The 12,858-nt window shown below is 57.5% G+C and carries 11 protein-coding genes; 6 read left to right on the plus strand and 5 right to left on the minus strand.

Translation table 11 applies throughout. The features are described 5' to 3' along the window. Positions 1-19: 19 nt before the first annotated feature. Both ACTG4M_RS01960 and ACTG4M_RS01965 read right to left on the minus strand, forming a co-directional pair. On the minus strand, positions 20-568 hold the full coding sequence (locus ACTG4M_RS01960; protein WP_439121948.1) for an aspartate carbamoyltransferase catalytic subunit: 549 nt from the start codon (positions 566-568) through the stop codon (positions 20-22). Continuing rightward, positions 565-1,527 (minus strand): aspartate carbamoyltransferase catalytic subunit, encoded by a 963-nt coding sequence (locus tag ACTG4M_RS01965; protein ID WP_439121949.1) that lies wholly within the window; start codon positions 1,525-1,527, stop codon positions 565-567. Before ACTG4M_RS01965 ends, ACTG4M_RS01960 begins: the two co-directional genes overlap by 4 nt. A gap of 176 nt (positions 1,528-1,703) precedes the next feature. Here ACTG4M_RS01965 and ACTG4M_RS01970 point away from each other — a divergent pair, with 176 nt between their 5' ends. The 5 genes from ACTG4M_RS01970 to ACTG4M_RS01990 all read left to right on the plus strand — a co-directional run bounded on the left by ACTG4M_RS01970 (position 1,704) and on the right by ACTG4M_RS01990 (position 8,560). Next, on the plus strand, positions 1,704-2,201 hold the full coding sequence (locus ACTG4M_RS01970; RefSeq protein ID WP_439121950.1) for a hypothetical protein: 498 nt from the start codon (positions 1,704-1,706) through the stop codon (positions 2,199-2,201). 66 nt (positions 2,202-2,267) lie between these two features. Beyond that, positions 2,268-3,056, plus strand: a complete 789-nt coding sequence (locus tag ACTG4M_RS01975) for a uracil-DNA glycosylase (RefSeq protein ID WP_439121951.1) — start codon at positions 2,268-2,270, stop codon at positions 3,054-3,056. Positions 3,057-3,059: 3 nt separating this feature from the next. Then, on the plus strand, positions 3,060-3,602 hold the full coding sequence (gene moaB / locus ACTG4M_RS01980; protein ID WP_439121952.1) for a molybdenum cofactor biosynthesis protein B: 543 nt from the start codon (positions 3,060-3,062) through the stop codon (positions 3,600-3,602). 92 nt (positions 3,603-3,694) lie between these two features. Then, on the plus strand, positions 3,695-5,152 hold the full coding sequence (locus tag ACTG4M_RS01985) for an efflux RND transporter periplasmic adaptor subunit (protein WP_439121953.1): 1,458 nt from the start codon (positions 3,695-3,697) through the stop codon (positions 5,150-5,152). 3 nt (positions 5,153-5,155) lie between these two features. Continuing rightward, positions 5,156-8,560 carry an efflux RND transporter permease subunit gene (locus ACTG4M_RS01990; protein WP_439121954.1) on the plus strand — a complete coding sequence of 1,135 codons (3,405 nt, stop codon included), beginning with the start codon at positions 5,156-5,158 and terminating at the stop codon, positions 8,558-8,560. A gap of 2 nt (positions 8,561-8,562) precedes the next feature. Here ACTG4M_RS01990 and ACTG4M_RS01995 read toward each other — a convergent pair whose 3' ends face one another. Continuing rightward, complete coding sequence (locus ACTG4M_RS01995) at positions 8,563-9,372, minus strand: protein-disulfide reductase DsbD domain-containing protein (RefSeq protein WP_439121955.1); 810 nt, start codon at positions 9,370-9,372, stop codon at positions 8,563-8,565. 114 nt (positions 9,373-9,486) lie between these two features. Here ACTG4M_RS01995 and ACTG4M_RS02000 point away from each other — a divergent pair, with 114 nt between their 5' ends. After that, the gene (locus ACTG4M_RS02000) at positions 9,487-10,062 is read left to right on the plus strand and encodes a YqgE/AlgH family protein (protein WP_439121956.1); all 576 of its coding nucleotides are present in this window, start codon (positions 9,487-9,489) and stop codon (positions 10,060-10,062) included. Positions 10,063-10,071: 9 nt separating this feature from the next. Here ACTG4M_RS02000 and ACTG4M_RS02005 read toward each other — a convergent pair whose 3' ends face one another. Both ACTG4M_RS02005 and ACTG4M_RS02010 read right to left on the minus strand, forming a co-directional pair. Further along, on the minus strand, positions 10,072-11,118 hold the full coding sequence (locus ACTG4M_RS02005; RefSeq protein ID WP_439121957.1) for an MBL fold metallo-hydrolase: 1,047 nt from the start codon (positions 11,116-11,118) through the stop codon (positions 10,072-10,074). Continuing rightward, entirely contained in the window at positions 11,115-12,815 is a 1,701-nt protein-coding gene (locus ACTG4M_RS02010; protein WP_439121958.1) for an acyl-CoA dehydrogenase, read from the minus strand. Before ACTG4M_RS02010 ends, ACTG4M_RS02005 begins: the two co-directional genes overlap by 4 nt. Positions 12,816-12,858: the final 43 nt, after the last annotated feature.

Genomic DNA, 12,858 nt, shown 5'->3' on the forward strand with positions numbered 1-12,858 from the left:
AAGTGCTTTCGACGATACGTCAGTTGAGCATGAATTTGGCAAGGATGACCGCAACCGCGATGAGAAAGAACAGCGCGATTACGATCCAGAGCGTGTTGTTGGATTGCGAGGCAGGGCTATTGGGAGTGCTGCTTATGTTTCCTTTGGCAGACTTAGCGCGGATGGGCGCGCCACCTGCCGCGGGCTTGGGTTCATTGAACGTGCCGATCCAACGCAATGGCGTTGCAATACTCAGTTCCTGTTCGGCCTGATCAAAGGCTTGCGAGGGAAGCACTAGGGCAAAGCCGGTAAGAGCATCCAGACGCGGGCGCATCGCCTGAAAATCAGCGCCGCTGACATCGTGCGCGTTGATCAGGTACTGAGAAAGCGACATATCCCCAAGATCGCGGATATCTATCACTTCGACAAAGGCGTTGCGCAGGGACTTTGCACCAAGCGCGTATTGCACAGGCCATTCACCCGTTCCAGCTTGTGTCGTGAAGCGTTCAATGGCTTCTCTGGGCAGGTCAATGTGAAACACCCGGATCACGCCGCGTTCGCTGCTCTTGATTTGCATTGTCGTACTCACACCATCACGCCTTCGCTCTGCGCTGCCCGCCTTTCGCGTAACGATCTGGCCAAAAGGTCCATCGCCGCCATGCGAACGGCAACACCCATCTCCACCTGTTCCTGAATCACCGATCGGTTGATGTCGTCGGCCAGAGTGCCGTCAATCTCAACTCCCCGGTTCATCGGGCCGGGATGCATGATGATTGCATCTTCTTTGGCGTGGCTCAGCTTTTCGGCGTCCAGGCCATAGCGGTGATAGTATTCACGTTCAGATGGGATGAACCCGCCATCCATGCGTTCTTTTTGAAGCCGTAGCATCATCACGACATCGACGTCTTTGAGGCCCTCGCGCATGTCTTCGAAAACTTCGACGCCAAATTCCTCAATTCCCGATGGCATCAACGTGGGCGGCCCGACAAGCCGCACACGGTTTTCCATCTTTCCCAAAAGCAGGATATTCGACCGGGCGACACGGCTGTGTGAGATGTCGCCGCAAATCGCAATGGATAAACGGTGCAGCCGCCCTTTCGCGCGGCGAATGGTTAGCGCATCCAAAAGCGCTTGTGTGGGATGCTCGTGTTTGCCGTCGCCTGCGTTCAGGACTGCGCAATTCACCTTTTGCGACAGCAGGTCGACCGCGCCTGAGTGTGGATGTCGAACCACCAGAAGATCTGGGTGCATCGCATTCAACGTCAGCGCGGTGTCCACCAGAGTTTCGCCCTTTTTCACCGAGGACGCCTGCATCGCCATGTTCATCACATCGGCCCCCAAACGCTTGCCCGCCAGTTCAAAACTGGCCTGCGTGCGGGTAGAGTTTTCGAAGAACATGTTGATCTGCGTCATCCCGGCAAGAATGTCTGTGCTGGGTATCCGCTTGCGATTGCGGTCGGCGTATTGGTCCGACAGGTCAAGCAACGCCGTGATTTCGTCGGGGCGAAGGGGTTCGATCCCAAGCAGGTGTCGTTGTGTGAAGATCATATATGAACCTTAGAACCCAGCCAGCCTGCTTATAGGAGCCCTCTGGCAAGGCGGCAAGGCAAGTGCGATGTATATTGCGCCCAAGATATAGGGTTCTAAATTAATTTCTACTCTCCATATGGTTGACTGCCATATTTTTCTTGAATAAGTGTCGATACACCATCTGTGGGGAAAACATGAATATTACCAATACCTTCACTGGCCTCTTGCTTGGGGCTGGCCTCTTTCTTTCTGCGTGTGCAGAACAGGCGCAGCGGGTGCCTGCAACCTACATCCCCAGCGTCGTTTATCGCGGAGCAAGCTGCCAAGAACTCTATAATGAACGTACCACGCTGGCTGGCTATGTAAGGCACGTCACCGCCGAGCAGCGGAAAGCAGCTCAGTCCGACACTGTTTTCTTCACGACCAGTGCTCTGATCTTCTGGCCTGCGATTTTTGCTTTGCCGGTCAGTGTTGACCAATCCGCGCAGCTTGCCAGTGCGCGTGGCCATTACGATGCGATCTCCAAGGCTATGATTGAACAAGGCTGCGTGGCTGGCGCGGGCCCGGCGCGGCATGCCCCGGCGATGACGGGTAAGGGCGTTGCAGCACCATCGCATGTGCAACCTTATTCTGCGCCACAGCCAGTCTTGCCAAATTGGAAGCGGTATTCAGGACAATTCCCGCCGATTTGATCCGAACCACATCGGGATGCCGCAACGCCGCTTTTGTCGGCTTGCTGGTCAGGCTAGATTGCGATTATGGATTCGCAAATGGATTGGCATGCAGCACGCGCTGCACTTGAGTGGCAGGTTGAAATGGGCGTGACCGAGGCGATCTCGGAAACGCCGATAAATCGCTTTGAACAGGTCGCGCCACCGCCCAAAGCAGGTGTCGCACCGGGCGTCCAAGCACCTGCCGTTCCGGTTCTGCCGGTCGCTGAGTTTGATCCGGTGGCCGAGGCCGAGTCCGTCGCTCGGTCTGCGCAAGATTTGACCGGCTTGCAGGCGGCTATGGCTGACTATCCGCATTGCGAACTACGCAAGGGTGCACGCAATCTGGTGTTCTGTGATGGCGTTGCGGGTGCGCGTGTAATGATCATTGGCGAAGCGCCGGGGCGTGATGAAGACCGGATCGGCAAACCCTTTGTTGGTCGAGCCGGGCAATTGCTGGACCGGATGCTTTCGGCGATTGATCTGGGGCGTGACCGAGAGGCTGCGCAGTCGGTGTACATCACCAATGTGCTTCCGTGGCGGCCGCCTCAGAATCGCGACCCGAAACCCGATGAGATGGCAATGATGCTGCCGTTCCTGAAGCGCCATATCGCCTTGGCCAAGCCCGAGGTTTTGGTCGTCATGGGCAACATCTCGTGCCAGGCTTTACTTGGTAAACGCGGTATCACCCGCCTGCGCGGGCACTGGGCCGAAGCCGAAGGCCTGCCTGTGATCCCGATGTTCCACCCCGCCTACCTGTTGCGTAATCCTGCCGCCAAACGCGAAGCGTGGGCCGATCTGCTCGACCTGCACGCGCGATTGACCAAGAAAGTCTGATCTATGAGCCGCATCGACGACAGCAAAGAGTTCCTTTCCATCCGCATAGCCGTGCTGACGGTCAGCGACACGCGGTCGATGGAGCAAGACCGCTCTGGTGATACGCTTGTGGGCCGCATCGAAGGCGCCGGACATATCGTGGCAGATCGCAAAATCATCCAAGATGAACGTGATCAGATCGCGGACCAATTGCGGGCATGGTGCGACCAACCCGACATCGACGTGGTGATATCCACTGGTGGCACAGGTTTGACAGGCCGTGATGTCACCGTTGAGGCGCATCGCGATGTGTATGAGAAAGAGATCGACGCGTTTGGGACTGTCTTTACGATGGTTTCATTCCAGAAGATCGGCACAAGCGCCATACAAAGCCGTGCTACGGGCGGTGTTCGCAACGGTACGTACCTTTTTGCACTGCCGGGGAGCCCGGGGGCGTGCAAGGATGCGTGGGATGAAATACTGAGCCTTCAGCTCGATTATCGGCACCGCCCTTGTAACTTTGTCGAGATTTTACCGCGATTGGACGAACATCTGCGCCGGAAATAGCATTTATCTTCGTGTAACGAAGAGATGTGTTATTGGAAAACATTCAGTTCTGGCTATCTGTTACCATGAACTGGTCATGAGGATTGTCGTACATGCGGTTTTTACGCCGTAGCCTGACAGGGCTTTTTTTGCTTTCGCTAACGCTTGGCCTTTTGGCATATGCCGGGGTGCAGGTGCGTGATGCGGTTCAAGACCGCATGGCGCAAGAACCGCGCAGTTTTCCGCAACGCGAACGCGTGTTTGCTGTGAATGTCGTTACGGCTGAGTTTGAAACCGTCACACCCGTTCTGACTGCCTTTGGCCAGATTGAAAGCGTCCGTACGCTTGAACTCCGCGCAGCGGCTGGCGGGCGCGTGCTCGAAATTGCGCCGGAATTCGTCGAAGGTGGCACCGTCATTGAAGGGCAGGTGCTGGTGCGGATTGATCCAACCGATGCGGATGCTGTTTTGCAGCGGGTTCAAAGCGATATTCAGGATGCCGAAGCCGAACAGCGCGAAGCAGAGCGCGCGATCGTGCTGGCGCAAGACGAATTGGTAGCAGCAGAGGAACAGGCCGCTTTGCGCGAACGGGCTTTCCAACGACAGCGTGACTTGCAGGAACGGGGTGTTGGTACTGCGGCGGCGGTTGAAGTTGCGGAACTGGCGGCTGCACAGGCGCGCCAAGCAGTCTTGTCCCGCCGTCAAGCAGTTGCGCAGGCAGAAGCGCGGATTGATCAGGCGACGACCCGCCTATCGCGCGCTATTATCGCCGAAGCAGAGGCGCAGCGCCGGGTGGATGATACGATCATCACCGCTGATTTCTCTGGCACTCTGGCGGATGTGTCGGTCGTTCAGGGGCGGCTTGTTTCCTCGAATGAACAGCTTGCCCGTCTGATTGATGCGGACGCGCTTGAAGTGGCGTTCCGGGTCTCGACCCAACAATTCGCGCGTTTGCTGGATGAAGATGGCGATCTCTCAAACTCGGACGTGACCGTGGTTTTGGACGTATTTGGCACCAACCTGACGGCGACCGGGACACTCAGCCGTGCTGGCGCGGCGGTCGGTGATGGTCAGACAGGGCGTCTTTTGTTTGCCACGCTGAACAGCGCACCTGGGTTCCGGCCGGGCGACTTTGTGACCGTGCGGATTGATGAGCCGCCCTTGGAACAAGTCGCACGCTTGCCTGCATCAGCGCTGAATGCCGCAAACGAGGTTCTGGTCCTTGCAGGGGAGGACAGGCTTGACGTGATCCCTGTCAATTTGCTGCGGCGGCAGGGCGATGACGTTCTGGTGCGCGCACGCGGTTTGCAAGACTGCGAAGTTGTTGCCGAAAGGACGCCTCTGCTCGGGGCAGGGATCAAGGTACGACCCTTGCGTGAAGCAGGTGAGGCCGAACCTGAAAAACCCGCAATGGTCGAACTGACCGAGGAACGTCGCGCGCGTCTAACGGCATTTGTAGAGGCCAATACTCGTATGCCCGAAGAGGCACGCCAACGTATCCTGCAACAGCTTTCGCAAGGAACGGTCCCTGCGCAGGTGGTTGAGCGGATTGAATCCCGGATGGGGGGCTAAGCCATGGTGCGTGCACTTTCTGGCAAGGCGGGGGGCGTCCTAAGCTATTTCGTGCGGCACCGGACGGTGGCGAACCTTCTGCTTATTCTGCTGCTTGCGGCAGGTGCCTTTTCGATCCCGAACATGCGGGCACAGTTTTTCCCGGACGTGGTGGTAGACGATGTCGACGTGTCTGTGGTGTGGGACGGCGCGGGTGCCGAAGACGTGGACCGCGGCATTGTGCAAGTGCTGGAACCCGCGGTACTATCGGTTGAAGGCGTCGAAAGCTCTGAAGCGTCCTCGCGCGAAGGGCGGGCCACCATTCGGTTGGAGTTCGAGCCGGGTTGGGACATGTCCCGCGCTGCGGATGACGTCAAAACAGCTGTCGATGCGGTCAACACATTACCTGCTGATGCTGAAGATCCGGTGATCCGGCGCGGCGGTTGGCGGGACCGGGTGACCGATCTGGTGATCACCGGCCCCGTCGGTGTCGATCAGTTGGCGCGCTTTGCAGATGAATTGACAACGCGGCTGTTTGCCAAAGGCGTTACCCGGACCACGATCCGGGGCCTGTCTGCGCCGCGCACCGTGATTGAGGTGCCGTCAGCCAATCTCATTGCCTTCGATATTTCCATGCGTGAAATTTCGGATGCTATTGCCCAAGAAGTTGATGCTGACCCGGCTGGTGACGTTGGCAACGCCAACACCCGCGTTCGAACGGGCGTCGAAAAGCGCAGCGCGGAACAGATATCGGATATCGTTCTTCGGTCAAATGCCGATGGATCAAGCCTGAACGTTGGTGACGTCGCGACGATCTTTATCGAGGGGATCGACCGCGAACGCAGTTATTTCGTAGGCGAAAACCCTGCAATCTCAATCCGTGTTGATCGGAGCGATCAGGGCGATGCCATCGCAATCCAACGCACGGTCGAAGAGGTTGCGTCCGAATTTGAAGCGTCCTTGCCGGACGGCGTCACAGTTGACCTTATCCGCACCCGGGCAGAGGCAATTTCCGGACGTCTGGATATCCTGCTCGACAATGGTCTGACCGGCCTCGCCTTAGTTGTGATGTTGCTCTTCTTGTTCCTGAATGCCCGCACGGCGTTTTGGGTGGCAGCGGGTATTCCGGCAGCGATGATGGCGGCGATTGCTCTGATGTACGCGGCTGGGATCACGATCAACATGATCTCGCTCTTCGCGCTGATCATCACGCTTGGTATCGTCGTGGATGACGCCATTGTCGTGGGTGAACACGCAGATCACCTGTCGCGCACCGGCCTCACCCCAGTCGAGGCAGCAGAGCGTGCGGCGCAACGGATGGCGCTGCCTGTATTTGCAGCCACGTTGACCACGATCATCGCATTCTTCGGTCTTGTTGCAATCGGCGGTCGATTTGGCGATCTGATTGCCGATATCCCGTTTACCGTGATCGCTGTTTTGGCCGCATCACTGGTCGAGTGTTTTTTGATCCTGCCAAACCACATGGCCCATGCAATCGCCCATAGTGCCAAGGAACATTGGTACGACGTCCCGTCCCGTGTGGTGAATCGTGGGTTCCGCTGGGTGCGCGAAACCCTGTTCCGCCCCTTCATGGCTCTGGTCATCCAGGCGCGCTACGCAGTTCTTGCCGGGGCAGTCGTGCTCCTTGCATCGCAGGCCGCTTTGTTCATCCGTGGTGACGTTCAGTGGCGGTTCTTTAACTCACCTGAACAAAGTTCGGTGACAGGTAATTTCGCGATGGCGCCCGGCGCCACCCGCGACGACACGTTCGAGATGATGCGCATTTTCCAGAAGTCGGTCGAGGATGTCGCGAAGTCCTACGAGCAACGCCATGGTGTAAACCCTATCGATTATGTGATCGCAGAAGTTGGCGGGAACGCAGGCCGTGGCATTGCCGGGGCCGATACCAAAGACGCTGATCAGCTGGGTGGAATTTCCATCGAACTGATTGACGCTGACCTGCGACCGTTCTCCAGCCGGGCATTTGTCAGCGAATTGCAAGACAGCGTGCCACGCCATCCCTTGGTCGAAACGATCAGCTTCCGCAGTTGGGGCAGTGGCCCTGCCAGCGACGCGCTGGATGTACAATTCTACGGTGCAACTGCCGAAACACTGAAAGCCGCGTCTGAAGACTTGAAAACGGCGATGCTGCAATATCCCGAAGTGTCAGCGGTTGAGGACAATCTGGCCTATGACAAGGAAGAATTGATTCTTGAACTGACCCCACAAGGGCAGGCTTTGGGCTTTACCATCGACGGGCTTGGCAGCGTCTTGCGCGCGCGTCTCGGCGGGATCGAAGCGGCCACCTATCCAGATGGACCGCGCAGTGCGCAAATCCGTGTGGAATTGCCATCGGATGAACTGACCGCCGATTTTCTGGAACGGACTCAGATGCGCACACCTCAGGGTGCCTATGTCCAGCTTGCCGATATCGTGAGCGTCGAACGCCGGACCGGATTTTCCACGGTGCGCCGCGAAAACGGCATTCGCCTGATTTCTGTCACTGGCGACATCTCCGAAGACGATCCTGCGCGGGCAAATGATATTATGCTGGCGCTTGAGACCGAAATCCTTCCAACCATCGCAAGCGAACGGCAGGTCGAGTACCGCTTGTCCGGCCTTAGCGAACAGGAAGGCGAATTTCTGAACGACGCGCGCACCGGTCTGATTCTGTCGCTGTTGGCGATCTACCTTGTGTTGTCGTGGGTCTTTGCCAGTTGGACACGGCCTTTTGTCGTTATGTCTGTCATACCGTTTGGCTTGGTCGGCACCATTTATGGCCATGCTGTATGGGACGTTCCGCTAAGTATGTTTACCGTCGTCGGCCTTCTGGGCATGACGGGCATCATCATCAACGACTCGATCGTTCTAGTGACGACGATTGATGAGAAAGCACAGGATCGCGGGCTGTTCCCTTCGATCATTGACGGTGCCGCAGACCGTTTGCGGCCCGTATTCCTGACCACAGCTACCACTGTACTGGGGCTTGTGCCGCTGCTTTATGAACAATCCAGTCAGGCACAGTTTCTCAAGCCAACAGTGATCACACTGGTCTACGGCCTTGGCTTTGGGATGTTCCTTGTTCTGCTGATTGTCCCGTCCCTCATCGCGATCCAGAATGATATTGGCCGTTTGACCCAAACCGCACGACGTGGTTTGCGTTTCCGCCAAACGGGTGTGCGGGCTGCACTAATCGTGGCGTCGGGACTGATTTTGGCGTGGTTGGCAGCCACCATGGGTGCATTCGCCTTCACCGGCGTATTGCCACAGAGCCTGACTGCGCTGCTGATCGGGACACCGTTTGGTGGTCAGGCCACCTTGGCCATGTCGCTTGGTTTGTTTGTCAGCGGGGCGGGCGCGATCTGTCTGCTGCTTTATGTGTTCACCGCGTTTGTCATGGCCGTGTCACGGGCGCGCCGCCCGGCATGATATCAGGGCGTGCAACCCTGAATATCGACCGCGCGCGCGTCACTGATGATGGTGAACCGAAGGTCTGATCGATCAAGGGCAAAGCTGCCGCCCTCGACATGCACAAGCCGCGTTGTCGCATGAAGCATGCCATCGTCGCGTCGGCTATCCGGTTCGGCCACCCAGACATGTGGATTGCCTGCTTCGACCACCACGTATTCCGTGCTGTTGGCTGTGGGCATCTCAATTTCGGCGTGCAGGACCAAACCACCGTCTGTGCTAGGCTCTATACGACATGTCGTGTTGCGAACGCCTGCTTCGCTTGCGGTGTATGGCCGATCCGTGAGCGCGGCTGCAATCATCGGGTCTGGCCGCGTCGGTGTTGGCGGCAAGGTTGCAGTAAAGGACAGGTGCGCCGGAATACAGATATCTTTGCAGATGCCGATTTGCATGTCGCCGGTCAATTGCATGTCCGCGCTCGCAGTATTTGCGGTCATGTGCAGTGGGATCACAACCTCTGACTTATATCCAACAGACCGCATGCCTTGTTCAAAGAAGACCTGAGGCGTTGGCCAATTCGTTGAGACCGCGTGAATGTTTTCGGATCCACTCCAGTCGAATTGTGGGGGAATGCCCACGTCTCCGGGTGCGCGCCAATAGGTTTTCCAGCCGGGTTCCAACACGATATGAAGGGCTGCCATATGTGTACCATCGTCCATCCGCCAACCGGGGCGTAGTTCGACCTTGGACAAACCGGTCGTGTCACTGGCCGATACAATCGTCGGCCCGAGAAGCGATAGGGCCACGGCGATGGCGGAAAGACTTGGGCGCATGTACATCATCCCATAGCAGATAGCGGTTTTCTGCCGCGATGAAAAGTCACAAACCGGCGATCCGCCGTGTGCTGTGCCCTTGCAACCCCAGGCGACGCTGTCCATGTTCAACCTGTGACTGAAACTGAACCCATGACCGACCTGACCGGACAGCTGTTGATTGCGATGCCGGGGATGCCCGATCCTCGCTTCGAACACAGCCTGATCTATTTGTGCGCACACTCAGCCGACGGCGCGATGGGGTTGATCGTCAACAAGCCATCCATGGATATGACTTTTGCGACTTTGATCGACCAACTGCCTATCGAAAACACCGGCAATCTTTCTGGAATCAATGTGCATTTTGGCGGACCGGTGGAATTGGGACGTGGTTTCGTGCTGCACTCGCCCGACTATGAATCCGACATGACCACGCTGCACGTTGATGATGGATTTGCGATGACCGCGACGTTGGACGTATTGGAATCGATTGCCAATGGTTCTGGCCCAACGAAAAGTCTGATTGTGCTGGGCTATGCCGGTTGGGGTCCGGGCCAACTTGAGGGTGAGATCGCGGCCAATGGCTGGCTCTTGTGTGATGCGAATAGCGATCTGGTGTTCGACACGGAAGACACGTCGAAATGGGAAGCGGCATTGGCAAGCATGGGTATTTCACCATTGGCTTTGTCGTCAGAAGGAGGCCGCGCCTAGCGCGTTTCTTCAGGACTTCGTCTGAAACAACCACGCACCTTGATCACTTAATTGTCGTGATGCCCGGCCTTCGTGCCAAAGATGTTGGCAATGCGCCATCGCCTCGACCAAGGCCAGCCCATATTCACCGTCACCGATCTGGCGTTTGAACAGCGGCGCAAAACAGTCTCCTGCAGATTTCGGTGTATCAAGATGCGCTTCAAGGCGACGCAGCGCGCCGTGGTGGTTCTCGATCAATTGATGCAGGCGCAACGGCAACCCGGTAAAGGGCAGCTTGTGACCACCCAAAACCAGATGATCCTCCCGGGCGATGGTCGAAAGACGCTCACACGCCTCAAGCCAATCGGCTACAGGATCAGCCTCGGGTTCGGTGGCGTACACCCCGATATTCGAACTGATTGATGGCAGAATTTGATCGCCTGCTAGGACCAGATTGTCATCACGCGACCACAGAGTGGCATGTTCCGGCGCGTGCCCATTGCCGATGTGGATGTCCCATGTCCGCCCGCCAGCAATGATCACATCGCCTTGCTGAATGCGGGTGTAGCCAAGCGGCAAAGGGGCCACGCAATCAGCAAAGTTGAACGGGCGTTCCACTTTGCGCCGTTTGAGGAGTGCCGGGTCCATTCCGCAGCGTTCCCAAAAGCGCAGCGTCTCCGCACTTGGTGTTGCCTGTTCGTCAAGCTGAAGCATTCGGCCCATCAACCAAGCCGTGCGTGTGGTGATCAATTCTGCCCCGTGTTCGGATTGGAGCCAGCCTGCCATGCCAATGTGATCGGGATGATGATGGGTCACGATCACACGAGTGATTGGCTTGCCCTGCAATGGCCCATCCATCAACTTTGCCCAAAGCGCCTTGCCCCGGTTCGACGCAAAGCCGGTGTCGACAATCGTCCAGCCATCGCCATCGTCAAGCGCATAGACATTAACGTGGTCAAGCTTCATCGGAAGCGGCAGCCTAATCCAGAGAATGCCGTCAGCAACCTCAGTGGCCGTTTCCAGTTCCGGTGGGCTATCCCATGGATACCGAATGCCGTTGGTGCTCCGATCCTTCATGCGGCAAGATCATCCATGCTCAGCGCATATAGGCCATCTGCCCCCTGACGGGCATGGGCCAGCAGGCCGATATGGTCTGGCAAGAGGCGCATAATATAGAAGGCGGCTAGCCGTTCATGCGCGCCACCTTTGCCCGCGCGGGCAGCCTTAAGGTGGAAATGAGCCCCCAGCACCCGGGCGAAGCCTCGGAGATAGGGCACAGAACCTGCGAATCTGTCTTGCGCACCTTGGGCGACCATCCATTCGGTGGTCTCACGCAGGGTTTCGCAGGCCTGCCAGACGGCTTCAGCCAATTCGGGGAAATCGGCACGGGCGGATTCCGCCTCGGCTTCCATCTCGTCGAGAAGATTATAGGCAGCTTCCCCGCCATCCATCAGCTTGCGGCCGACAAGGTCAATCGACTGGATGCCGTTGGTGCCCTCATAGATCGCGGTCACCCGCACATCGCGCGAATACTGTGCCGCGCCGGTTTCTTCGATGAATCCCATACCGCCATGCACCTGCACGCCAAGTTCCGCAACGTCAATCCCTGTCTCGGTTCCGAACGCCTTGGTGATCGGTGTCAAAAGCGCGGCACGTGCCGCCCAATCGGCATGGCCTGTCGCGGTTTCCATGTCGATTGCAACTGCATTGGCCAATGCAATGGCGCGCGCAGCAAAGGTGTCGGCTTTCATCGTCGCCAGCATTCGCCGTACATCGGCGTGATCTGTGATGGAGTTGTTCTCGGTCCGACCCTGTTTGCGTCCCTCTGCATAAGCCAGCGCATGTTGATACGCACCATCGGCGACACCGATCCCTTGCACACCCACGCCAAGGCGCGCGTTGTTCATCATGGTGAACATGGCGCGCATGCCGTCGTTTTCATTACCGACCAGCCAACCGGTCGCGCCGTCATACTGCATCACGGCTGTGGGGCTGCCATGCAGACCCATCTTGTGTTCAAGGCTGACAACCTTCAGGTCATTTGCCACGCCCGGCACACCGTTTTCGTTAGGAATGCGCTTGGGCACCAGGAATAGGCTGATGCCCTTGGTGCCGGGTACAGCATCAGGCAGACGCGCCAGAACAAGGTGGCAGACATTTTCGGTAAAGTCGTTGTCACCCCACGAGATATAAATCTTCTGACCAGTGATCGCGTAGGTCCCATCATCGTTTGGTTCGGCCTTGGTGGTTAACGCCCCCACGTCGCTGCCCGCTTGGGGTTCGGTGAGATTCATCGTGCCCATCCACTCACCTGAAATCAGCTTGGGCAGATACAGCGCTTTGATCTCGTCACTCGCGTGGTTCTCAAGCGCTTCAATCTGCCCCTGTGTCATCAGAGGAGCAAGTTGAAGGGACAGACACGCGGCGCTGAGCATATCGTTCACTGCGGTCGCCATCGCGATTGGCAGGCCCATCCCCCCATGCGCGGGATCCGCAGCAATCGCGATCCAGCCGCCTTCCGCAATCGCGCGAAACCCTTCACCGAAACCCGGCGACGTGCGCACAATCCCGTTCTCAAGCTGGGCGGGGTGCACATCTCCGGCACGTTGCAGCGGCGCCAGCACCTCTTCGCACAATTTGCCAGCCTCAGTCAGAACAGCCTCAACTGTCTCTGGCGTCGCTTCGGCAAAGCGTTCGGTGGCCGAAACCTGATCGAACCCGACAACATGATCAAATAAGAAACGAAACTCGGAAACAGGGGCGCGGTAAGGCATAAGGGGCATTCCTTCGACGGCGGGGCATCTGCGCTGTGGCTTG

Origin of the sequence: Marivita sp. (assembly GCF_965656765.1) — a bacterium.
Taxonomy (GTDB): domain Bacteria; phylum Pseudomonadota; class Alphaproteobacteria; order Rhodobacterales; family Rhodobacteraceae; genus Marivita.

What these genes read in the sequence shown, in the direction of transcription:
- moaB (WP_439121952.1), top strand. Translation starts at nt 3,060, where the DNA reads ATGAGCCGCATCGACGACAGCAAAGAGTTCCTTTCCATCCGCATAGCC.
- ACTG4M_RS01970 (WP_439121950.1), top strand. Translation starts at nt 1,704, where the DNA reads ATGAATATTACCAATACCTTCACTGGCCTCTTGCTTGGGGCTGGCCTC.
- ACTG4M_RS01985 (WP_439121953.1), top strand. Translation starts at nt 3,695, where the DNA reads ATGCGGTTTTTACGCCGTAGCCTGACAGGGCTTTTTTTGCTTTCGCTA.
- ACTG4M_RS01965 (WP_439121949.1), bottom strand. Translation starts at nt 1,527, where the DNA reads ATGATCTTCACACAACGACACCTGCTTGGGATCGAACCCCTTCGCCCC.
- ACTG4M_RS01995 (WP_439121955.1), bottom strand. Translation starts at nt 9,372, where the DNA reads ATGCGCCCAAGTCTTTCCGCCATCGCCGTGGCCCTATCGCTTCTCGGG.
- ACTG4M_RS02010 (WP_439121958.1), bottom strand. Translation starts at nt 12,815, where the DNA reads ATGCCTTACCGCGCCCCTGTTTCCGAGTTTCGTTTCTTATTTGATCAT.
- ACTG4M_RS01975 (WP_439121951.1), top strand. Translation starts at nt 2,268, where the DNA reads ATGGATTCGCAAATGGATTGGCATGCAGCACGCGCTGCACTTGAGTGG.
- ACTG4M_RS01990 (WP_439121954.1), top strand. Translation starts at nt 5,156, where the DNA reads ATGGTGCGTGCACTTTCTGGCAAGGCGGGGGGCGTCCTAAGCTATTTC.
- ACTG4M_RS02005 (WP_439121957.1), bottom strand. Translation starts at nt 11,118, where the DNA reads ATGAAGGATCGGAGCACCAACGGCATTCGGTATCCATGGGATAGCCCA.